Raw genomic sequence first — 19,758 nt, 5'->3', positions numbered from 1 at the left:
CTGCGTGCAGGCGAAGTTGATCTTGTACTAGTCTTGCGCCCACGCGCAGGCACCGTGGGACCGGCGCCACTTCAGGTGTACCCCCGAAAGGTGGGACATCGGAGCTGCGAACGGCCCCCTGCGAAACTCCAAAATCGTTGATCTCGAAGTGACGAAGGATAGGAATCCGTGGCTAGCACCCTCAAGGAAGCCCTGCTCGACTCCAGCCGTCGGCCGACCGTCGTGACCGACCTGCAGAACCTGATCGACGAGGAGGTGTCGGAGAAGGGCGGCGTTTCCGGCGCTGTCGTCAAGACCGGCTACGCGGCCGTCAAGAAGATCAAGCCGGGCATCATCGGCTCCGCCGTGGACAGCCTGCTCGACGACTTCGTCGTGGCCCTCGAGCCGTTCTACGCCGACTTCCAGTCGCAGGGCGGCGGCGACTTCGGCGCCTACCTGCCGACGCGGTCGAGCGAGGCCGCCGACGCGCTGCTCTCGGTCACCGACTCGCGTGCCGAGCAGAGCAGCCGCGACAGCATCAAGAAGGTCTACGGCAAGCTCCGCCCCAAGGGCAAGGAGAACGTCGAGGAGGCGCTGCCGCGTCTCGGCCAGCTGGTCAACAAGCACGCCTGACGCGCGCACCCAAGCGATGAGGCCCCCTCCGATCCGGAGGGGGCCTCATCGCGTGTGAAGTGGGTTCTCGTCAGGACTTCTTCTGCTGCGCGCTCGACGACGCCTGGCCGTTGCGCTGCGCGGCGGGCTTCGGCGCAGAGCCGGACGACTTCGCGGCCGACGACTGCTTGGCAGCGGCGGACTCAGCCTCGTCCGCCTTCGCCTGGTCCGACTTGGACTCCGCAGACTTGGGCTCCGCCGGCTTCGGTGCGGGCTTGGCCTGCGGTGCCGGCTTCGGCGCGTCGGTGCTGCGCGGCGGGGCCGGAGCGACGGGCGGCTCCGGCTTCGAGCGCAGCGCGTAGGCCACAGCGGCCCCCAGAGCGGCGAGGCCGAGCAGCAACGGAAGCTTCCTGCGCTTCTTCTTCTCGCCCGTTGCGGCGACCTTCGCCTCGGCCATCGCGGCCTTGAAGTCCTTCTTGGCGTGCTTGAAGTCCTTCTTGGCCTTGCGCTTGGAGTGGCCTGCGGACTTGGCGGCCTGGATCGCCGCCTTCTTGGCCTTGCGGCCGGGTGCCCGCAGTTCTTCCTTGCGCTCGGCTGCGATCTTGCGCGCCTGCTTGGCGCTCTTCGCCACATCCTTGCGCGTCCGCTTGGCCTGGCTCGCCAGCTTCTTACGGGTGCGGCGAGAGGTCTTAGCGAACTCCTTGCGCGCTGCCTCGGTGCCCTCGGTCAGCCTGTGCTCGGCGGCCTGCGCGGCGTGTGCGGCCACGTCAGCGCCTGCCTTGCCGGCTTCCAGGGCCCGTTTTCTCAGGGCGCGCGAGCCGTTCTTGACGGACTCACCCGCCGTCTCCGCGGTTAGAGCCATCGCCTTCACCTCGTCAATCGTTGGTTTTCCTGAGTTGCGCTCGTTACCCATCCTGCCCCTTTCCGGGCGATCTCGCCGCAGATGGCACGATGAATCGCGTGACTGAGAGCAACTCATCCCCCTCGGGAGCCCAGATGAAGGCCACCCTGCACACGAACCGTGGCGACATCGTGATCAATCTCTTCCCTGATCACGCGCCCAAAACGGTCGCCAACTTCACCGGCCTCGCCGATGGCACCAAGGAGTACACGCAGCCGAACGCGAAGGGCGAGAAGTCGGGCCCCTTCTACGACGGCGCGATCTTCCACCGCGTCATCGAGGGCTTCATGATCCAGGGCGGTGACCCCACCGGAACCGGTCGTGGCGGCCCCGGCTATAAGTTCGGCGACGAGTTCCACCCCGAGCTGCAGTTCAACCGGCCCTACCTGCTGGCCATGGCCAACGCGGGACCGGGCACCAACGGCTCGCAGTTCTTCGTGACGGTCGCGCCGACGCCGCACCTGAACTTCAAGCACACGATCTTCGGCGAGGTGGCCGACCAGCCGTCCCGCGAGATCGTGGACGCCATCGGCCGCACCGCGACCGGTCCGGCCGACAAGCCGCTCGAGGACGTCGTCATCGAGCGCATCACGGTCGAGCAGGCCTGACACCACCGGCTGGTGGGGCGGAAAGTTAGGTAGGTTGGAGAGCACTGTGAGCCAACCTCCCTACCCACCCCAGTACGGGCAGCCGCCTCAGCAGGAGGCGTTGCCCGGATGCTGGTGGCATCCCAACCGGCAGACCGGTCTGCGCTGCGTTCGGTGCAACCGGCCTGCCTGCCCGGACTGCCTCCGGGAGGCGTCCGTCGGGTACCAGTGCGTCGACTGTGTCCAGGTGGGCCAGCAGCAACAGCGCGCACAGGCCGCGCAGTACCGCCGCGCCGGTTTCGGCGCCCGCACCGTCGCGGGCGCCCGCGCGGCGCAGCGGCCGGTGGTGACGCCGCTGCTCATCGCGATCAACGTGCTCGTCTACATCGTCACGGTGGTCCAGGCCGGTGGCGACCCGATGAACAACGGCGCGTCCCAGCTGTCCCAGGACGGCGTGCTGTGGCCGATCGGCATCGCGGCCGGTGACGAGTGGTGGCGGCTGGTCACCAGCGGTTTCCTGCACTACGGCCTGCTCCACATCGCGATGAACATGCTCGCGTTGTGGGTACTCGGCCGAGACCTCGAGATACTGCTCGGCAGGGTGCGCTTCCTCGCCGTGTACTTCGTGTCGCTGCTCGGCGGCGCCACGGCGGTGTTCGTGTTCGGCGAGGCCAACACGCCCACGGCAGGCGCTTCAGGCGCCATCTACGGCCTGATGGGCGGCATCCTCATCGCCGTTCTCCGGCTGCGGCTCAACCCGACGTCGGCCATCGGCATCATCGTGCTCAACATCGTGTTGAGCGTGTCGATCCCGGGGATCTCGCTGCTCGGCCACCTCGGTGGGCTTGTGGTGGGCGCGCTGGCGATGATCGCGATGGTCTACGCGCCGGAGAAGCAGCGGGCCGCCTACCAGGCCGGCACCGTCGCGGTGCTCACCGTTGCGCTGATCGGGCTGCTCGTGTACCGCGACTCGGAGCTCAGTTCGCAGATCTGCCAGACGTACGGCCTCTGCTGAGGCACTGGCCGCCTCAGGCGGGCCGGAGCGCCAGCAGCGCGTCGTGCACGTCGCGCGGATCCTCGCCCAGCTCCAGCCAGCCGAGCACCACGAGGTGGTCGCTCTCCAGCTCCAGCGCGGCCACGTCGCGCCCGAGCCTGCGAGTGGTGACCAGCCGGATGTCGACCTCGTTCCAGTCGTACCGCCTGGTGCCGCCCAGCGTGCGCACGCGCAGCCCCCAGGTGTCCGCGGCGAGCCGTGGGCGCACGAACGTGCCGTACGCCGCACCGGCGGCCAGTGCGACGGCGCCGACGCCGAGCAGCACGGCGCCAGGACGGTCGACGGTGAGCGCTGCGTAGACGGCGCCGAGCGCGGCGAGCGCCGCGAGCACCCAGCCGACGACTACCAGAGCCGCGCGCGTGGCCCATTTCGGGGTCGAGTTATCCACAGGGTTTATCCACACTGGGGATTAGTCACACTGTTGTAATTCGCTGTCAAGCAGCCGTTCGGATTACTCGCACCCGTCGTCAGCGCCAGCGCATGGTCATCAGCAGACCGCTGATCATCAGTGCGAAACCGATGGCGAAGTTCCAGTTGCCCAGCTCGAGCATGAACGGGATCTTCTCGCCGGCCAGGTAGTTCACCACGAGCCAGGCGAGACCCAGGAGCATCAGCCCGAACATCACGGCCTTGTAGGCCGGGTGGGACGGGCCTGCGGCAGTCACCTTCACCGGCGTACGGCGATCGGCCGGCGGGGTGTACGCCGTCTTCTTGCGGACCTTGGACTTGGGCATTGGAGTCCTCGCGTGGCTGTCGGGCAAAACCACGGCAGAACGCATCTGCCGTTACCTGAACACGTTAACGTAATCGAGCAGGCGCCAGAACCGGGGAGCGAGCGCCGCACCCAGCTAAACGTGATGACGGGCCCGCATCGGCGGAGTCCGAGAGGAGCTCGCGTGTCGAGGTACGAGGAGCCGGAGACCAGGGAAATCCCTATTCCGGACTTCGGTCGCCGTCCCGGCGGTCCGCCAAGGCGACCCCAGCACCCACAGCGTCCACAACATCCACAAGCGCAGCAGCGTTCGCAGCCTCCACAGGCTCCGCAGCGCCCCCAGCGCTCGCAGGAGGCCCCGCCGCCGCGGCGACGACCGGACCCGCGTGGCCGTCCGCCCCAGCAACCGCCGCCGACCAGGCCACCCGCCCCGCCCTCGGAGGCCGGTGGAGGCAAGGGCGGCGGTGGCGGAGTCGGTCGCACGGTCGTCCGGACCACCGGCGAGGTCCTGATCACGCTCGGGCTGGTCGTACTGCTGTTCGTGGTCTACGAGCTGTACGTGACCAACTGGATGTCCGGCAGGCTCCAGCAGCGGGCCAGCGCCGACCTCGAGGCCGAATGGTCCAACGAGCGCCAGCTGCACGCCGAGCCGCTCGACGGCAAGGCGTTCGCCCGCATCTACATCCCGTCCTTCGGCGCGGACTGGAGCTTCACCGTCCAGCAGGGCGTCGACTCCGCGACGCTGGAGATCGGGCCCGGCCACTACAAGAGCACGGCCATGCCCGGCGAGCCCGGCAACGTCGGCATCGCGGGCCACCGCGTCGGCAAGGGCGCGCCGTTCAACGACCTCGACCTGCTGAACTCGTGCGACGCCATCGTGATGGAGACGGCCGAGCGCTTCTACGTCTACCGCGTGCTGCCCATGGCCGACGAGGCAGCGGGCTGGGCGCAGGGTAAGGGCGCCGACCCGAGGTGCGCCAACGTCGCGCCGCTGCAGGACCAGGACGGCGCCTACGCCGAGACCGTGGGCCGCGTGATCGTCACGCCCGACCGCGGCGACGCGGTGTCGCCCGTGCCGTACCGGCCCACCGACGTGCTGCCGCCGGCCTCGCAGGCCGCGTTGCTGACGCTCACCACGTGCCACCCGCAGTTCTCCGACCGCGAGCGCATGATCATCCACTCCGTGCTCACCAACGAGCTCGAGAAAGAACCGGGAGCGGGTTACGAAGATCTGCTCGCCGAGATCGGGGAGGCCTGATGTACGGCTGGATCTGGCGGCACCTGCCGGGACCGCTGGCCGTGCGCGTGCTGAGCGCGGGCGTGCTCGTGCTGGGCGCCGTGGCGTTGTTGATGTTCGTGGTCTTCCCGTGGGCCGAGCCACTGCTGCCGTTCAACGACGTGGCCGTCGATCCGGAGTGATGGCACCGGGCCGGGGAGCGCGCGGATACCCTGTCGGCATGCGTGTACTCGTCGTCGACAACTACGACAGCTTCGTCTACAACCTGGTGCAGTACCTGGCGCAGCTCGGCGCCGACTGCACGGTGTGGCGCAACGACGTCGTCGACCTCGATGAGATCGCGACGTTCGACGCCGTGCTGGTGTCGCCTGGACCCGGCACGCCGGAGCGGGCGGGTCAGAGCATCGACGTGGTGAGGCGCTGCGCCGACCAGGGCGTGCCGATGCTCGGCGTCTGCCTCGGCCACCAGGCGATCGGCGTGGCGTGGGGCGCCACAGTCGACCGGGCCCACGAACTGCTGCACGGCAAGACCAGCGAGGTCGAGCACACCGGCACCGGTGTGCTCGCCGGGCTGCCGAGCCCGTTCACCGCCACCCGCTACCACTCGCTGACGGTGCTGCCCGAGACGATCCCCGCGGAGTTCGAGGTCACCGGCCGCACCGCCTCCGGCGTCGTCATGGGCATGCGACACCGCGAGCTGCCGATCGAGGGCGTGCAGTTCCATCCCGAGTCGGTGCTCACCGAGGGCGGGCACCGCATGCTCGCGAACTGGCTCGCCTCGGCAGGTCACCCGGTGGCCGACTCGGTCGTCGGCGAGCTCGAGAAGGCCACGAAGGCACTACAGAGGGCGGCTGTGGCCTGAGCATGCGCCGCCTCGCGGGGGTCGCGAAGCGCTACGGACGCAACAACTACGTGCTCGACGGCGTCGAGCTGACGATCGAGCCCGGCAACGTGGTCGGCGTCGTCGGGCCCAACGGCTCCGGAAAGTCGACGTTGCTGCGCATCGTGGCGGGCCTAGCGAGGCCCAGCAGGGGCACGGTCACCGGCGACCCGGTCACGGGCTACGTGCCCGACCGGTTCCCCGGGGCACAGCGCCTGACCGCACTGGCCTACCTCGTGCACATGGGACGGATCAGCGGCCTGTCCACCGCGCAGGCTCGCGCGCGTGGCGGCGCGTGGCTCGAGCGGCTCGCGCTCGCGGGCGGTCCGGACACCCCGCTGCGCGAGCTGTCCAAGGGCAACGCCCAGAAGGTCGGTCTCGCGCAGGCGCTGCTCGCCGAGCCCCGGCTGCTGGTGCTGGACGAACCGTTCTCCGGCCTCGACGAGAGCGCGCACGGCGTCCTCGGCGAGGTGCTGGCCGAGCTGAGCGCGCGCGAGGCCGGCGTGGTGTTCACCGGCCACAGCGCCGGGCGGACGCGGGCGCACGCCACCACGACGCTGCGGCTCGCCGCAGGCTCGCTGCGCGCACTCGAACCCGAGTCGGACGCCACGGCCGTCGTCGTGCTCACCGGCGCCGCCACCGACGGCTGGCAGACCGAACCCGACGTGCTCTCCGCCGTCGAGAGGTCGGGCGCGGTGGAGCTCACCGTCCTAGCGCGACGATGCGACGAGATCCTGCTGCTCGCGCTGCGCCGCGGCTGCTCCGTTCGACACGTGGACAGGCGGGAGTAGCTTTCGATGATCGCCACGACGCGCTACCAGCTCGCCCTGCTGGCCCACTCGCAGCGCTACCTGCCGCCGTTGATCGTGTTCCTCGCCGTGCTCGGCGTGCTCTACACCAGCCGCGAGGCACCCGTGCTGCCCGAGTTCGCCGTCAGCGGCGGCGCGCTGGTGGTGGTCACCTGCTGGCTCGCGATCGCACTCGCCGACGTCGAGGACCCGGTCCAGCGCCTCGTCACGCTCAGCCACACCGGGCGGCGCACGGTACTGCTCGCCGGGCTCGGCCTGGCCATCCTGGTCTGTGGTACCGCGCTCGCGGGCGTCTCGATGCTCTGGGCGACGCTCGTGCACGGTGGGATCGCCGCCACCGAGCTGGGCTGGGGAGCGCTCGCCCACGCCGCCTGCGCGTTCACCGGCCTCGCCGTGGGGCTCCCGTGCTCGCGCCTGCTGGTGCCGCGCGCCGGCTACACCGTGGTCGCCGCGCTACTCGCGCTCGCCGTGGTGCTCGTGGTGCGCTGGGTTCCGCTGGTCAACCCCATGCTGCGTCAGCTCGCCGGTGAACACGCACCCGCGGCGCCGGTACTGACCGCACTCGCCGCGTCGGCGGTCGCACTCGTGGTGAGCGCGACCGCCACGACGCTGGCAAGCGCCCGCTGACTCCCGGCTACGGGAAGCCAGGAAGCCCGGGCTCGTCGGACGTCGACGTCTCGGTGGAGCCTTCTTCGTCCTCACCGAGGATCAGTGTGATCGACTGGTCCTTCGTGATGGTCGAGCCCGCCGACGGGTTGGTGTTGACCACCTTGCCGACCTGGCTCTCGTCGTCGACCGTCTCGGTCTGCGTCGAGATCTGGCCACTCCAGCCGGCCTCTTCCAGCTTGCGGGTCGCCTGGTTCTCGTTCAGACCGCTCAGGTCCGGCATCGAGATCTGCTGGCCGGATCCGTTGGAGACGTCCAACGTGATCGTGGTGCCGGGCGTGAACTCGCCACCGTTCGGCGTCTGGTTCACCACGACGCCCTCGGCCTCCGCCGAGTCCACGTCATTGCGCACCACCGTGAAGCCCGCGCCCTCGAGCCCGGCCTTGGCCACGTCGAACTGCTCGCCGGTGTAGTTGGTCACCCCGATGGTCTCCGGAGCCTTGCCGATCGTGATCCGGACGGTAGAACCCTTCTCGACCTCGGCACCCGCCTCCGGCGTCTGTTTGACCACGTTGCCGACCTGGCTCTCGTCGTCGACCTCGACCTCGACCACGTTCTGGTCGAGCGTGAGGCCCTCGCCCTGCAGCAACTGCTCGGCGTCCTGGCGGCTGCGACCGCTCAGGTCGGGTACCTGCACCTGTTCGGGTGCCACACCGACGGTGAGCACGATCTGCCGCTCGGGGGCGATCTGCTCGCTGGCAGCCGGGTTGGTGCTGATCACCTTGTCGATGTCGTCCGGCCCACAGCTCTGCTCGTCGCTGGAGTCGTCGCGGCAGACCCTGTTCTCCTGGCGGAAGTTGTTGAAGCCCTGCTCCCGCAGCTCGGCGGTGGCCTGCTGGTAGGTCCGGCCCGTCACGTCGGGCACGCCCTTCAGCTCGGGGTCGCCCTTGAACGCGCCCATGATCCACGCGACGAAGGCGATACCGGCGATGACCAGCGCCACGATGCCCGCGATGAGCCACGCCCGCTTGCGCTTGCGGCGGGCCTCCTCGTCGGCGTCGTAGGCCTCGGGGTCGTAGTCGTCGTAGCCGTAGGCGTCCGTCTGCTGGCGCGGCGCGTTGAGCACCTGGGTGCGTTCGTCGTCGGACATCACCATCGGCGCGGAGGGGCGCTGGCCCGAGAGCGTGCGCACCAGGTCGGAGCGCATCTCCGCGGCCGACTGGTAGCGGTTGGCCGCACCCTTCGACAGCGCCTTGAGCACCACGGCGTCGAGCTCGGGCGACACCCCGGGGTTCACCGCCGACGGCGGCTTCGGGTCCTCCCGTACGTGCTGGTAGGCCACCGCGACCGGGGAGTCACCCGTGAACGGCGGCTCGCCGGTGACCAGCTCGTAGAGCACGCAGCCCGCGGCGTACACGTCGCTGCGCGCATCGACCTGCTCGCCGCGCGCCTGCTCCGGAGAGAGGTACTGCGCGGTGCCGATCACGGCCGCGGTCTGCGTCATCGCGGCCTGGCCGTCGTGCATCGCGCGGGCGATGCCGAAGTCCATCACCTTGACGGCGCCGTTGCGCGTGATCATCACGTTCGCGGGTTTGACGTCGCGGTGGATGATGCCGTGCCGGTGGGAGAAGTCGAGCGCGGCGGAAACGTCGGCCATGACCTCCATGGCCCGCTTCTGCGTCATCGGACCTTCGGTCTTGACGATGTCGCGCAGCGTCCTGCCCTCGACGTACTCCATGACGATGTAGGGCAGCGGGCCGTACTCGGTGTCGGTCTCGCCGGTGTCGTAGACCGCGACGATCGCCGGATGGTTCAGCGCCGCCGCGTTCTGTGCCTCGCGCCGGAATCGCTCCTGGAACTGGGGATCTCGCGCCAGGTCCGCGCGCAGGATCTTGATGGCGACCTCGCGGCCGAGTCGCACGTCGTGGCCGTGATGGACCTCGGACATGCCACCGTAGCCGAGCGTGTCGCCCAGCTCATAGCGGTTCGAGAGCAGTCGGGGTGCGCTCATTGCTCGGTGCCGTTCCATTCCGTCAGTGTCTTCTCCAACGCGCGAACGCGATCACGTGAACGGGGTTCTGCCATCGACCCATCACCCGCGGTCGTCCATCAGCAGCCTGCCCATCATTGTTGCCACGCCGTCCTCTCCCGGTGAACGCTCGCCAGCACTGGACCAGTTGTCCCGCACGCTCGGCGAATCGCCCTCCACCCCGCCGGGAGGAGGGCTGCTGTCCCGCCTCAGTAGCACGGTCAGTAACACCGCGACCACGGCGACGAGGAGCACGACCGCCAGCGACAGCAGTATCCACAACCCGGCGGGCTTACGCCGCTGCTGTGGCATCGGGTGGGGGACCGGTCCGCTGCCCGTCGGAGGCGCCACGGGCTGCATCGACGGGTGCGATCCGGGGCCGACGGGAGTCAGCGGAGTGACCGGGTTCATCGGGGCCTGTTGATAGCCGGCGCCGACCAGTCCCGACGGGGCGGGAAGCGGGTGACCTGCACGGACGGCGGCCACGGCTGCCGCGAACTCGCCGCCCGTGGAGTAGCGCTGGCGGGGGTCCTTGACGAGTGTTGCCTCGATCACAACGCGCGCGCCGGGCGGCACGTCGGGCGGCAACGGAGGGGCCAGGTCCCTGATGTGCATCATGGCGACCGTCACGGCGTTCTCCGAGAGAAACGGCCTGCGGCCCGCGAGGCACTCGTACCCGCACACGGCCAGCGAGTAGACGTCGCTTGCCGGCTCCGCATCGTGGCCGAGGGCCTGCTCGGGGGCGATGTAGTGCGCCGTGCCCATCACCATTCCGGAGCGGGTCACCGGTGCCGAGTCGGCGGCCTTCGCGATGCCGAAGTCGGTGAGCTTCACCGCGCCGGTCGGCGTCACCAGGATGTTTCCCGGCTTGACGTCGCGGTGCACCAGGCCACGCTCGTGCGCGGCCTGCAGCGCGTTGCCCGCCTGTTCGAGGATGTCGAGCGTGCGCTCGGCCGTCAGCCTGCCCTCGCGCGCGAGGATGCCCGCCAGCGGCTCGCCCTCCACCATCTCCATCACCAGGAACGCGATGGAGTGCTCGCCCGCCAGCGTCTCGCCGTAGTCGTGCACGCCTGCGATGTTGTGGTGGTTCAGCGAGGCCGTGGTCCTGGCCTCGGTGCGGAACCGGTGCAGGAACTCGGCGTCGCCGGAGAGCTCGTCCTTGAGGATCTTCACGGCGACAGGACGGTCGAGCCTCGTGTCGCTCGCCTCCCAGACCTCGCCCATCCCGCCAACGGCGATGCGGCTGGCGAGGCGATACCGATCCGCGATGAGCAGCCCCGACGACAGCATCGGTCACCCACCCCCGAGCGCTGCGGAGATGGTGCTCCTGGCGATCTCGGCGGCCACGGTGCCACCGGTGGCGGCGAGACCGCGGTTGCCGCCGGACTCGACGATCACGGCCACGGCGATCTTCGGGTCGTCGTGCGGCGCGAACGCGGTGTACCAGGCGTGCGGGGGCGTGGCCTTCGGGTCGGTGCCGTGCTCGGCGGTACCCGTCTTCGAGGCGATCTTGAGCGACTCGTCCTTGCCACCACCACTGGTGTTGGACTCCGACTGGATCATCATGTCGGTCAGCGTCTGTGCGTTCTCGGCCGACATCGCGGCCTCACCGGTGAGCTCCTCGGGCGTGAACTCCTCGATCGTCGACAGGTCGGGAGCGAGCAGCGCCTTGACGAGCTGCGGCTTCATCGCGACGCCGTCGTTGGCGACCGTGGCTGCGAGCAGCGCGTCCTGCAGCGGGGTCAGCCGGACGTCGCGCTGGCCGATGCCGCTCTGGTAGAGCGCCGCCTCGCTCTCGAGCTCGCCGAGCCCGGAGGGCACGACACCCATGGGGATCTCGAGGTCGTCCATGCCGATGCCGAAGTTCGCCGCGGTCGCCTCGAGCTTCTCCTTGCCGAGGTCGCCCGCGATCTTGGCGAACGCGGTGTTGCACGAGTACTTCAGCGCCTCGGCGAGCGTGCTGCCCTGGCAGGTGGCTCCGCCGTAGTTCTCCAGCGTGGTGCTGGTGCCGGGCAGCGTGATGTTGGAATCGCTGGTCACCTGGCTGTCGCCCGACATGCCGTTCTCCAGCGCCGCGGCCGTGGTGACGATCTTGAACGTGGAGCCGGGAGGGTAGTTCTCCCTGATCGCCCTGTTCAGCATCGGGTTGCCCGGGTCGTCGCTGAACTGCTTCCAGGCCTCCTGCTGCTCCTCGGCGTCGTGCGAGGCGAGCCTGCCCGGGTCGTACGAGGGGGTCGAGACCATTGCGAGGATGTCGCCGGTCTTCGGGTCCAGCGCAACGACAGAGCCGGTGTAGCCGTTCTGCGTCATCGCGTTGTACGCGGCCTCCTGCACCGAGGGGCGCACGGTGAGCCGCACGTTGCCGCCACGGGGGTCGCGGCCGGTGATCATGTCCGAGAGCCTGCGCACGAGCAGCCGGGGGTCCGAGCCGTTGAGGAACTCGTCCTGGGCGCGCTCGAGCCCGCCCGCGCCGTAGAGCACCGAGTAGTAGCCGGTGACCGGCGCGTACATGGGGCCGTCGCTGTAGGTGCGGAGGAACCGCAGCTGGTCGTCGGTCGGTTTGACGCCGGCCAGCACCTGCCCGGCCTCCTCGGCCGTGATCTTGCCGCGCTCGCGCGAGTACTCGTCGAGCAGCACGCGCGAGTTCCGGCCGTCGGTGCGGTAGTCGTCGGCCCTGACCACCTGGATGTAGGTGGCGTTGGCGAGCAGGAGGGACACCATGACGAGCATGGTGATTCCGACCTTGCGCAGGGGCGTGTTCACAGGGTGTTCCCCCCTTCGGTGGCACCAGGGTGCTGCTGCGGTGGCCGCTGCACCATGACGGTGTGAGCCTCGGCCAGCGGAGCCTGCGGCAGCGGGGCCTTCGGCTTCACCGGCTGCTGCGGGCGCCGCGCCGTGTCACTGATGCGCAGCAGCAGCGCGACGAGGATGTAGTTGGCCAGCAGCGAGGAACCACCTGCCGAGAGCCACGGAGTGGTGACACCCGTCATCGGGATCAGCTTGGTGACGCCGCCGATGATCACGAAGATCTGCATCACGATGGCGAACGAGAGGCCGCCGCCGAGCAGCTTGCCGAAGGTGTCGCGCACCGCGAGCGCGCTGCGCATGCCGCGCATCGCGAGGATCAAGTAGACCAGCAGGATCGCGCTGAGCCCGACGAAGCCGAGTTCCTCACCCAGCGCTGCGCTGATGAAGTCGGTGTTGGACTCGGGCACCGTCTCCGGCCTGCCCGCACCGAGACCGGTGCCGAACATGCCGCCCGTGCCGAGTCCGAACAGGCCCTGGGCGATCTGGTAGCCGCCGCCGGGGTCGTCGTAGGTGGCCAGCGGGTCGATCCAGTTGGCGACGCGCTGCTGCACGTGGGTGAAGAGCTGGTAGGCGATCATCGCGCCGACGAGGAACATCGACAGCCCCACGACCACCCAGATGACGCGCTCGGTGGCGACGTAGAGCATCACGAGGACGATGCCGAAGAACAGCAGCGCGGTACCGAGGTCGCGCTGGAAGACGAGGATGCCGAGGCAGACGACGGCGGCGATGATGATCGGGCCGAGGTCGCGGGCACGCGGCAGCTCGATGCCAAGGATCCGCTTGCCCGCGGTCATGAACAGGTCCCGCTTCGCGACGAGGAACGCCGCGAAGAAGATCATCAGCAGGATCTTGGCGAACTCACCCGGCTGGATGGAGAAGCCAGGGAGCTTCAGCCACACCTTCGCGCCGTTGACCTCGGACAACGAGCTGGGCAGCAGCGCGGGCAGCGCCAGCGCGGCCATGCCGACGAGGCCGAACGTGTAGGCGTAACGGGTGAGCGTCCGGTGGTCCTTGACGACGATGAGCACGCCGAGGAACAGGATCAGCGCCGCCACGGTGAACAGCACCTGCCTCGGCGCGCTGCCCGTGGACGTCTCGCCGACCGAGATCGCCTCCTGCGCGTTCGCCAGGTCGATCCGGTAGATCATCACCAGACCGAGCCCGTTGAGCAGCGCCACGCACGGAAGGATCAGCGGGTCGGCGTAGGGCGCCCAACGGCGCACCGCGAGGTGGGCGACCGTGAAGATCGCCAGGTAGGCGAGTCCATACCAGACGATCGACCAGGAGAGCTCCTGCTCCTGGTTGGCCTGCACCAGGATGAACGCCGAGGTCACGATCAGCGCGGCGAACGCGAGCAACCACAGCTCGGTGCCCCGCCTGCGCGGCAGCTCCCGCGGCGGGTTGGTCGTGTACTGCTGGCCGCCCGCGCCAGAGTTGCCTGCGGGTTGAGCCATCAGTTACCGCCTGGGCTGGGCGCCGGGCGGCAGTCCACCCCCGGCTGCTGCTGGCCCTGATCCGGCGAAGCCGTCTCCGATTGCTGGTTGTCCCCGGTCGGCTCGCCCGCGCCCGACGGCTGGTTACCGCCGCTGGGCGGGTTCTCGCCGGTCCGCTCCTCAGAGCCACCCTGGCCGATGCCGCCGATCACGCCGCCGCCCTGTGGCTGCTCGTCGTCGCAGATCTCCAGCATGTTGTTGCGCCGAAGCGTGTCGATGTAGTCGCGGGACTCGGCGAGCCCGTCGCGCTTGACCGCGTTGCGCACGGCGACCCTGGCGTCCTGCTGCAGGTCCTGCAGCCGCAGCGGCTCACACAGCGAGGCCTCCGGCGGGCATGAGCCCTCCGCCTCGCGGTGCAGGTCGAAGCCGAGCACGCTGCCAGGAACGCCCTGGTAGATCACCACTTCGTCGTTCGAGCCGACACCGACGTAGTACTGCCGCAAGACGAAGTACCTGGTGGCGATCGCGGCGGCCGCGAGCAGGATCAGGGCCAGTCCGAGCGCTACCAGGATTCGGATCCGCTTACGGCGCTTCGCTTTTGGGTCCGGCGGCGGCTCCGTCGGCTCGAGCCGCTGGGGCTGTGGCGGAGCGGTGAGCGCACGCGCGCGGGCCGCGGGGGAGTCACCCTGGTGGCCCTCGTCGCTGCCGTCACCCGCGGCGCCGCCCACGATCGGGGCGTCGTCGCCGTAGTCGACGTCCACGACGTCGGCGATGACCACGGTGACGTTGTCGGTGCCACCGCCCTTGAGCGCCAGCTCGATCATCCGGTCCGCGCATTCCTGCGCGTCCGGGATCTGCATGGCCTCGGCCAGGGTCTCGTTGCTGACCATGCCGGACAGGCCGTCGGAGCACAGCAGGTAGCGATCGCCCGCGCGGGCTTCGCGCACCGTGAAGCTCGGCTCCACCTCGTGGCCGGTCAGCGCCTTGAGCAGCAGCGAGCGCTGCGGGTGGGTCGCGGCCTCCTCCTCGGTGATCCGGCCCTGCTCGATCAGCTCGTTGACGAAGCTGTCGTCGCGGGTGATCTGGGAGAACTGGCCGCCCCGCAGCAGGTAGGCACGGGAGTCGCCGACGTGCACCATCCCGAGCCGGGAGCCCGAGAAGAGCACGGCGGTGAGCGTGGTGCCCATGCCGTCGAGGTCGGGGTCGTTGGCGACGAGCTCGGAGATCGCCTGGTTGCCGTGGGCAACCGCGTCCCTGAGTTGGGTGACGAGGTCGTCGCCCGGCTCGTCGTCGTCGAGTGGGGCCAACGACGCGATGACGACCTTGCTGGCCACCTCACCGGCGGCGTGGCCGCCCATACCGTCGGCCAGGGCGAGTAGGCGCGGGCCGGCGTAGACCGAGTCCTGGTTGCTGGAACGAACCAGGCCACGGTCGCTGCGGGCCGCATAACGTAGGACGAGAGTCATGGGCGAAGCTCGATCACCGTCTTGCCTATCCGGATGGGGACGCCGAGCGGGACTCGGAGGGGTGCAGTGACCTTAGCCCGGTCGAGGTAAGTGCCGTTCGTCGAGCCCAGATCTTCGACGTACCACTCATCACCGCGCAGCGAAATCCGAGCGTGTCGCGTCGACGCGTAGTCGTCGTCGAGCACGAGCGTCGAGTCGTCGGCCCTGCCGATGAGGATCGGTTTGCCGTCGAGCGCGATGCGGGTGCCCGCGAGGGCACCGTGCGTCACGACGAGTTGCCGCGGCAGCTTCCCCCCGCGCGGCTTCTTCTGCTCCTTGCCGCGCCGGAGGCTCGGCAAGTTGACGCGCAGACCCGACGCCGCGTAGAGGTCCGACCGCACCACGCGCAACGCGGCGAACACGAACAGCCAGAGCAAGAGGAGAAAACCTGCTCTGGTGAGTTGTACGACCAGCTCTGGCACCGGTTGTGTCGCTCCCGCCTTTTCACGCCCAACCCGTGACGAGTGCGCCACGGGTCCCCCGCATGGCCGTCATTATGCGGGACCCGCGCTCGCGGGCCATGCGGGATGGCCGAAAAGCCCGAACTAGCCCTGCGTCCGGAAGACCAGGGACGAGTGTCCGACCCTGATGACGTCTCCGTCGGCGAGCTGCCAGGTCTGTACGGGGGTGCCGTTCACCGTGGTGCCGTTGGTGGAACCGATGTCGGCCAGCGTTGCGCTCTGACCGTCCCAGGTGATCTCCAGGTGCCTGCGCGAGACGCCGGTGTCGGGGAGCCGGAAGTCGGCGTCCTGACCGCGGCCCACCACGTTGCCGCCCTGCTTGAGCGAGTAGTTGCGGTTGGAGCCGTCGTCGAGCTGCAGGCTCGCCGCGAGCTGGCGGTTGCCGCCGGGGGGCATCCCGGGCTGGCCGTAGCCCTGCTGCGCGTACGGGTCGGGCGGCGGGGCCTGAGCGGGGTAGCCACCGGGCGGGCTCGGCGGAGCCGCGTAGCCCTGGTCGTAGCCGGGGGGCGGGGGCTGCTGGCCGTAACCCTGGTCGTACCCACCGGGCTGGCCGTAACCCTGGTCGTAGCCGCCACCGGGCTGGCCGTAGCCCTGGTCGTAACCGCCGGGCTGACCGTAACCCTGGTCATACCCTCCCGGCTGGCCGTAACCCTGGTCGTAGCCGCCACCGGGCTGGCCGTAGCCCTGGTCGTAACCGCCGGGCTGACCGTAACCCTGGTCATACCCTCCCGGCTGGCCGTAACCCTGGTCGTAGCCGCCGCCGGGCTGGCCGTAGCCCTGGTCGTAGCCACCAGGCTGTCCCTGTCCGTAGCCGTACTGGCCCTGCTGGCCGTACGGGTCACCCTGGTCGTATTGGCCGTAGCCGCCGGGCTGGCTCATTGGTCGGTCTCCTGCGTCGCTGGTTCGTGCTGGCCGTGCTTGACCCCCGGCGCCACTTGCTTTGACGTCGGGATCGACGGTCGAGCGGGTCTTGAACTGTCCAGTATGCAGCGCCTCGTTGCGCTCTAGCGAGACTACGACGTCACCATAGGTGTCCCAGCCGTGCTCGGCGAGGTGCTGTGCGACGGCGTCCGCGAGCAGGCGCGTGACCTTTTGCTCATCGCCCACCATCCGGTCGTGATCAGCGGGACCCAAGGACACGATGTAGTGGTTCGGAGCGAGCGTGCGACCGCCAGCGAGCTGGCGGACGTTGTCCTCACTCTCACGCTCCAGGTCCAGCGCCACTTCCTGCGTGACGACGTTGCCACCGAACATTCGCGCGAAGGTATTGCCCACGAGGCTCTCGAGGCGCCGATCGAAGCGCTGTACGCGACCCACCGGGACAACCTCCTCCTTCCACGTGTATCTCCGGATAGATCGTATCTGGGTTTTGGGCATTCAACACTGGGGCCGGTGAAACCCATCAGAACCGCCTGCTACGCTATGCGGGCTGTCGCAGTTGCTCGGGCGAGTGGCGGAATGGCAGACGCGCACGGTTCAGGTCCGTGTGTCCGAAAGGACGTGAGGGTTCAACTCCCTCCTCGCCCACTTCAAGACCGAGGCGCCCTGCTCGTGCAGGGCGCCTCGCTTTGTCTCTACGTCGTGCGAGCTCCTTACGTCCCAGCGTGGTTTCGTGAGCCGGAAACCAGCGTTATTGGGAGTGTGATTGCCGTGACTGTCGAGTGGACCCCTCGGACCCGCGCCATCGTCGCCGGGCGCCCGGAAGGGCAGGGCGAGCCCTCCAACGTGCCGATCGTGCCCGCGAGCGCACTCGGTCTCGGCTACTCCCGTGAGGACGGCACTCCGACGTGGGTCGCGCTCGAGGCTGCGATCGGCGAGCTCGAGGGCGGCCACGCGACCGCGTTCGCGTCCGGCATCGCGACCGTGTCCGCGGTGCTCGACCTGTTGCCCGCAGGCGTCGAGGTGGCGGTCCCCGGCGACAGCTACGTCGGCACCAGGGCGATGTTCGACCACGCCGAGCAGATGGGCAGGCTGCGGATCCGCCGCGTCGAGCCCGCCGACACCGCCGCGTGGGTCTCCGCCGCGGCCGAGGTGGATCTGCTGTGGCTGGAGTCGCCGACCAACCCGAGCCTCGAGCTGATCGACATCGCGGCGATCGCAGCCGCCGCAAAGGCTTCGGCCAAACGGCCGAAGGTGGTGGTGGACAACACTTTCGCGACACCCCTCGGACAGCAACCGCTGGCGCTGGGGGCAGACATCGCCGTGCACAGCGCCACGAAGCTCATCGGTGGTCACTCAGATCTGTTGCTCGGGCTGACGGTCGCCGCCGACGAGGAGCTCGCACGCGGACTGCGGGACGCGCGCACCCGCGGCGGTGCGACGCCCGGTTCGCTGGAGGCGTGGCTCGCGCTGCGCGGTCTTCGCACGCTCGGTGTCCGCTACGCCGAGGCGTCGCGCACGGCGGCGCTGCTGGCCGAGCGGCTCGGCTCGCACGCGGCCGTCACGCGCGTGCGCTATCCGGGTTCCGGAGCCATGATCTCGTTCGAACTCGCTGGTCCAGACCTCGCGGACCGGCTGTGCGAGCGCCTGCGGCTCGTGGGCCACGCGACGAGTCTCGGTGGCGTCGAGTCCACTCTGGAGCGTCGTGCGGCGAGGGCGGGCGACGCGCACGTGGCCCCCGCCGCCCTGCGGTTCAGCGTGGGGCTCGAGGACCCCGAGGACCTGTGGCTGGATTTGGCTCAGGCACTCGATTCTCTCGGTTGAACTCGCAACCAAACCCGAACGAGTGGCGCTTTCACGCCGATTTGATGCCCTGTGTAAGCTCCGCCCTCACTGGAAAGTGTGATCTTCACCCGAACTGGGGACGACAGGGCTGAAGCTCGCACCCACTCTTCTCTTTCTGCGGGGTTAGGAGACTCCATGCACAGCAGATCTGCCTGGCGCAAGGCAGGTGCGGCTCTCGTCGGTGCTTCGGTCGCGGTGGTGCTGAGCGCACTGCCCGCGTCCGCCGAGGACGTGAACGCTCGGTTCGACGAGGGCTCGCACGCAAAGGGCTACTCGATCAACGTGGGCGGTAAGAACCTCGGCACCACGCTGTTCGGTCTGAAGGTCGACGACGACAGCCTGCTCCGTGCCTACTGCGTCGAGATCGCGGTCAGCGTCGACCCGAGCCGGTCGCTGTCCGAGAAGCCGTGGGACGAGTTCCCCAACCCCGAGTCCCCCTTCCACGAGAACCGCGACAAGCTCAACTGGGTGCTGCACCACAGCTACCCGGCGCTCGAGCTCCCCGACATCGAGGGCACTCTTGCCGAGCAGGGCGTCGAGTTCGACAACGGTCTCGACGAGAAGGAAGCCATCAGCGCCACTCAGGCCGCTGTCTGGCACTACAGCGACGGCAAGGACCTCGACACCGAGAAGCCGCTGAAGAGCGACGACGAGGGTGCCGCGAAGGACGTCGTCGCGCTGTACGAGTACCTGACCAGCGACGCCAACGTCGGTATCGGCGACGAGCCGAACCAGACGCTCGGCGTCACGCCCGACACCATCGCGGGCAAGGCCGGCGAGCGGATCGGCCCGTTCACCGTCACCACCACCGGTGGCATCACCGCCGTGAACGGTGACCTGCCCGAGGGCGTCAAGCTCGTCGACGCCGACGGTGCGGAGCTCGCGCCCGAGGCGATCGAGAACGGCACCGAGTTCTTCGTCGACGTCCCGGCCGACGCGGCCGAGGGCAGCGCGAGCTTCGAGCTCGAGGCCGACGCCCAGGTCGACACCGGCAGGCTCTTCGTCGCGAAGAAGTACAACAAGAAGCCCGCGCAGTCGCTGATCGTGGCGCACGCCGAGCAGTCGAAGCTCAAGACCGGTGCCGGCGTCAGCTGGACCGAGGGCGTTCCGGAGACCACCGAGCCGCCGGTCGAGACCACGACCGAGGCCCCGCCGACGACCTCGTCCGAGGTTGCCGCGCCGCCGACCACCGAGGCTCCGGTCTCGCCGCAGGCCGACTCCGGCGACCTCGCCGAGACCGGTGTCTCGATCATGACGCCGATCATCATCGGTGCGGTGCTGCTGGGTGCCGGTGTGGGTGCGCTGCTCCTGCAGCGTCGCCGCAACAGCGCCTGAGCTGCCTGATCTGACGTAACGAACACCAGGGCCACCTGACGGCGCGGTTCTCCCGCGTCGCAGGTGGCCCTCGTGTTTCTCCG

General features: G+C 69.2%; 20 protein-coding genes and 1 tRNA gene. 11 read left to right on the top strand and 10 right to left on the bottom strand.

Annotated features, from left to right (window positions below; translation table 11 throughout):
* Nucleotides 1-168 precede the first annotated feature (168 nt).
* Nucleotides 169-612, top strand: a complete 444-nt coding sequence (locus JHE00_RS09335; protein WP_200317004.1) for a DUF6918 family protein — start codon at nucleotides 169-171, stop codon at nucleotides 610-612.
* A gap of 70 nt (nucleotides 613-682) precedes the next feature.
* On the opposite strand, the gene JHE00_RS09330 is transcribed toward JHE00_RS09335, so the two are convergent.
* Nucleotides 683-1,453: a hypothetical protein gene (locus JHE00_RS09330; protein ID WP_200317002.1), complete on the bottom strand. Its 771-nt coding sequence runs from the start codon at nucleotides 1,451-1,453 to the stop codon at nucleotides 683-685.
* 89 nt (nucleotides 1,454-1,542) lie between these two features.
* Here JHE00_RS09330 and JHE00_RS09325 point away from each other — a divergent pair, with 89 nt between their 5' ends.
* Both JHE00_RS09325 and JHE00_RS09320 read left to right on the top strand, forming a co-directional pair.
* Nucleotides 1,543-2,100, top strand: a complete 558-nt coding sequence (locus JHE00_RS09325; protein ID WP_200317000.1) for a peptidylprolyl isomerase — start codon at nucleotides 1,543-1,545, stop codon at nucleotides 2,098-2,100.
* 46 nt (nucleotides 2,101-2,146) lie between these two features.
* On the top strand, nucleotides 2,147-3,094 hold the full coding sequence (locus JHE00_RS09320) for a rhomboid family intramembrane serine protease (protein ID WP_200316998.1): 948 nt from the start codon (nucleotides 2,147-2,149) through the stop codon (nucleotides 3,092-3,094).
* Nucleotides 3,095-3,107: 13 nt separating this feature from the next.
* On the opposite strand, the gene JHE00_RS09315 is transcribed toward JHE00_RS09320, so the two are convergent.
* Together JHE00_RS09315 and crgA are read right to left on the bottom strand one after the other, a co-directional pair.
* Nucleotides 3,108-3,521 (bottom strand): PH domain-containing protein, encoded by a 414-nt coding sequence (locus JHE00_RS09315; protein ID WP_200316996.1) that lies wholly within the window; start codon nucleotides 3,519-3,521, stop codon nucleotides 3,108-3,110.
* A 79-nt stretch (nucleotides 3,522-3,600) separates the two neighbouring features.
* Nucleotides 3,601-3,867 carry a cell division protein CrgA gene (gene crgA / locus JHE00_RS09310; RefSeq protein ID WP_200316995.1) on the bottom strand — a complete coding sequence of 89 codons (267 nt, stop codon included), beginning with the start codon at nucleotides 3,865-3,867 and terminating at the stop codon, nucleotides 3,601-3,603.
* Between the two features lie 162 nt (nucleotides 3,868-4,029).
* On the opposite strand from crgA, the gene JHE00_RS09305 reads away from it, so the two are divergent.
* The 5 genes from JHE00_RS09305 to JHE00_RS09285 are packed head-to-tail and all read left to right on the top strand — an operon-like array spanning nucleotide 4,030 to nucleotide 7,398.
* Complete coding sequence (locus JHE00_RS09305; protein ID WP_307831869.1) at nucleotides 4,030-5,103, top strand: class E sortase; 1,074 nt, start codon at nucleotides 4,030-4,032, stop codon at nucleotides 5,101-5,103.
* The gene (locus tag JHE00_RS09300; protein ID WP_200316983.1) at nucleotides 5,103-5,264 is read left to right on the top strand and encodes a hypothetical protein; all 162 of its coding nucleotides are present in this window, start codon (nucleotides 5,103-5,105) and stop codon (nucleotides 5,262-5,264) included. Before JHE00_RS09305 ends, JHE00_RS09300 begins: the two co-directional genes overlap by 1 nt.
* A 38-nt stretch (nucleotides 5,265-5,302) precedes the next feature.
* On the top strand, nucleotides 5,303-5,944 hold the full coding sequence (locus tag JHE00_RS09295; RefSeq protein ID WP_200316981.1) for an aminodeoxychorismate/anthranilate synthase component II: 642 nt from the start codon (nucleotides 5,303-5,305) through the stop codon (nucleotides 5,942-5,944).
* Nucleotides 5,945-5,946: 2 nt separating this feature from the next.
* Nucleotides 5,947-6,753, top strand: coding sequence for an ATP-binding cassette domain-containing protein (locus JHE00_RS09290; RefSeq protein WP_200316979.1), 807 nt, complete (start codon nucleotides 5,947-5,949; stop codon nucleotides 6,751-6,753).
* A 6-nt stretch (nucleotides 6,754-6,759) separates the two neighbouring features.
* Nucleotides 6,760-7,398 (top strand): hypothetical protein, encoded by a 639-nt coding sequence (locus tag JHE00_RS09285; RefSeq protein WP_200316977.1) that lies wholly within the window; start codon nucleotides 6,760-6,762, stop codon nucleotides 7,396-7,398.
* Nucleotides 7,399-7,405: 7 nt separating this feature from the next.
* Here JHE00_RS09285 and pknB read toward each other — a convergent pair whose 3' ends face one another.
* From pknB to JHE00_RS09250, 7 genes are all read right to left on the bottom strand, one after another.
* On the bottom strand, nucleotides 7,406-9,388 hold the full coding sequence (pknB, locus tag JHE00_RS09280) for a Stk1 family PASTA domain-containing Ser/Thr kinase (RefSeq protein WP_200316976.1): 1,983 nt from the start codon (nucleotides 9,386-9,388) through the stop codon (nucleotides 7,406-7,408).
* A gap of 81 nt (nucleotides 9,389-9,469) precedes the next feature.
* On the bottom strand, nucleotides 9,470-10,696 hold the full coding sequence (locus JHE00_RS09275) for a serine/threonine-protein kinase (protein ID WP_200316974.1): 1,227 nt from the start codon (nucleotides 10,694-10,696) through the stop codon (nucleotides 9,470-9,472).
* 3 nt (nucleotides 10,697-10,699) lie between these two features.
* The gene (locus tag JHE00_RS09270; protein ID WP_200316972.1) at nucleotides 10,700-12,169 is read right to left on the bottom strand and encodes a peptidoglycan D,D-transpeptidase FtsI family protein; all 1,470 of its coding nucleotides are present in this window, start codon (nucleotides 12,167-12,169) and stop codon (nucleotides 10,700-10,702) included.
* Entirely contained in the window at nucleotides 12,166-13,671 is a 1,506-nt protein-coding gene (locus JHE00_RS09265) for an FtsW/RodA/SpoVE family cell cycle protein (protein WP_200316970.1), read from the bottom strand. Before JHE00_RS09265 ends, JHE00_RS09270 begins: the two co-directional genes overlap by 4 nt.
* A complete protein-coding gene (locus tag JHE00_RS09260; RefSeq protein WP_200316968.1) occupies nucleotides 13,671-15,116 on the bottom strand; it encodes a PP2C family protein-serine/threonine phosphatase in 1,446 nt (481 codons plus the stop codon). The genes JHE00_RS09265 and JHE00_RS09260 overlap by 1 nt, the downstream gene beginning before the upstream one ends.
* Nucleotides 15,113-15,577 carry an FHA domain-containing protein FhaB/FipA gene (locus JHE00_RS09255; RefSeq protein WP_200316966.1) on the bottom strand — a complete coding sequence of 155 codons (465 nt, stop codon included), beginning with the start codon at nucleotides 15,575-15,577 and terminating at the stop codon, nucleotides 15,113-15,115. The genes JHE00_RS09260 and JHE00_RS09255 overlap by 4 nt, the downstream gene beginning before the upstream one ends.
* 123 nt (nucleotides 15,578-15,700) lie before the next feature.
* Nucleotides 15,701-16,933: an FhaA domain-containing protein gene (locus JHE00_RS09250; protein WP_200316964.1), complete on the bottom strand. Its 1,233-nt coding sequence runs from the start codon at nucleotides 16,931-16,933 to the stop codon at nucleotides 15,701-15,703.
* Nucleotides 16,934-17,060: 127 nt separating this feature from the next.
* Here JHE00_RS09250 and JHE00_RS09245 point away from each other — a divergent pair.
* From JHE00_RS09245 to JHE00_RS09235, 3 genes are all read left to right on the top strand, one after another.
* A tRNA-Leu gene (locus JHE00_RS09245) sits at nucleotides 17,061-17,143 on the top strand.
* 114 nt (nucleotides 17,144-17,257) lie between these two features.
* Complete coding sequence (locus JHE00_RS09240) at nucleotides 17,258-18,319, top strand: trans-sulfuration enzyme family protein (protein ID WP_200316962.1); 1,062 nt, start codon at nucleotides 17,258-17,260, stop codon at nucleotides 18,317-18,319.
* Nucleotides 18,320-18,475: 156 nt separating this feature from the next.
* Nucleotides 18,476-19,675, top strand: a complete 1,200-nt coding sequence (locus JHE00_RS09235) for a thioester domain-containing protein (protein ID WP_200316960.1) — start codon at nucleotides 18,476-18,478, stop codon at nucleotides 19,673-19,675.
* Nucleotides 19,676-19,758 lie beyond the last annotated feature (83 nt).

The organism is Prauserella cavernicola, from assembly GCF_016595675.1.
Taxonomy (GTDB): domain Bacteria; phylum Actinomycetota; class Actinomycetes; order Mycobacteriales; family Pseudonocardiaceae; genus Prauserella_A; species Prauserella_A cavernicola.
Note: the sequence above shows the minus strand (reverse complement) of the source record. Positions and strands in the feature narration are given on the sequence as shown.

Bases quoted from the DNA above. Each gene is read 5' to 3' on its own strand.
- JHE00_RS09290 (WP_200316979.1), top strand. From the start codon at position 5,947: ATGCGCCGCCTCGCGGGGGTCGCGAAGCGCTACGGACGCAACAACTAC.
- JHE00_RS09260 (WP_200316968.1), bottom strand. From the start codon at position 15,116: ATGACTCTCGTCCTACGTTATGCGGCCCGCAGCGACCGTGGCCTGGTT.
- JHE00_RS09275 (WP_200316974.1), bottom strand. From the start codon at position 10,696: ATGCTGTCGTCGGGGCTGCTCATCGCGGATCGGTATCGCCTCGCCAGC.
- JHE00_RS09325 (WP_200317000.1), top strand. From the start codon at position 1,543: ATGAATCGCGTGACTGAGAGCAACTCATCCCCCTCGGGAGCCCAGATG.
- JHE00_RS09235 (WP_200316960.1), top strand. From the start codon at position 18,476: ATGCACAGCAGATCTGCCTGGCGCAAGGCAGGTGCGGCTCTCGTCGGT.
- pknB (WP_200316976.1), bottom strand. From the start codon at position 9,388: ATGAGCGCACCCCGACTGCTCTCGAACCGCTATGAGCTGGGCGACACG.
- JHE00_RS09330 (WP_200317002.1), bottom strand. From the start codon at position 1,453: ATGGCTCTAACCGCGGAGACGGCGGGTGAGTCCGTCAAGAACGGCTCG.
- JHE00_RS09295 (WP_200316981.1), top strand. From the start codon at position 5,303: ATGCGTGTACTCGTCGTCGACAACTACGACAGCTTCGTCTACAACCTG.
- JHE00_RS09300 (WP_200316983.1), top strand. From the start codon at position 5,103: ATGTACGGCTGGATCTGGCGGCACCTGCCGGGACCGCTGGCCGTGCGC.
- JHE00_RS09265 (WP_200316970.1), bottom strand. From the start codon at position 13,671: ATGGCTCAACCCGCAGGCAACTCTGGCGCGGGCGGCCAGCAGTACACG.
- crgA (WP_200316995.1), bottom strand. From the start codon at position 3,867: ATGCCCAAGTCCAAGGTCCGCAAGAAGACGGCGTACACCCCGCCGGCC.
- JHE00_RS09285 (WP_200316977.1), top strand. From the start codon at position 6,760: ATGATCGCCACGACGCGCTACCAGCTCGCCCTGCTGGCCCACTCGCAG.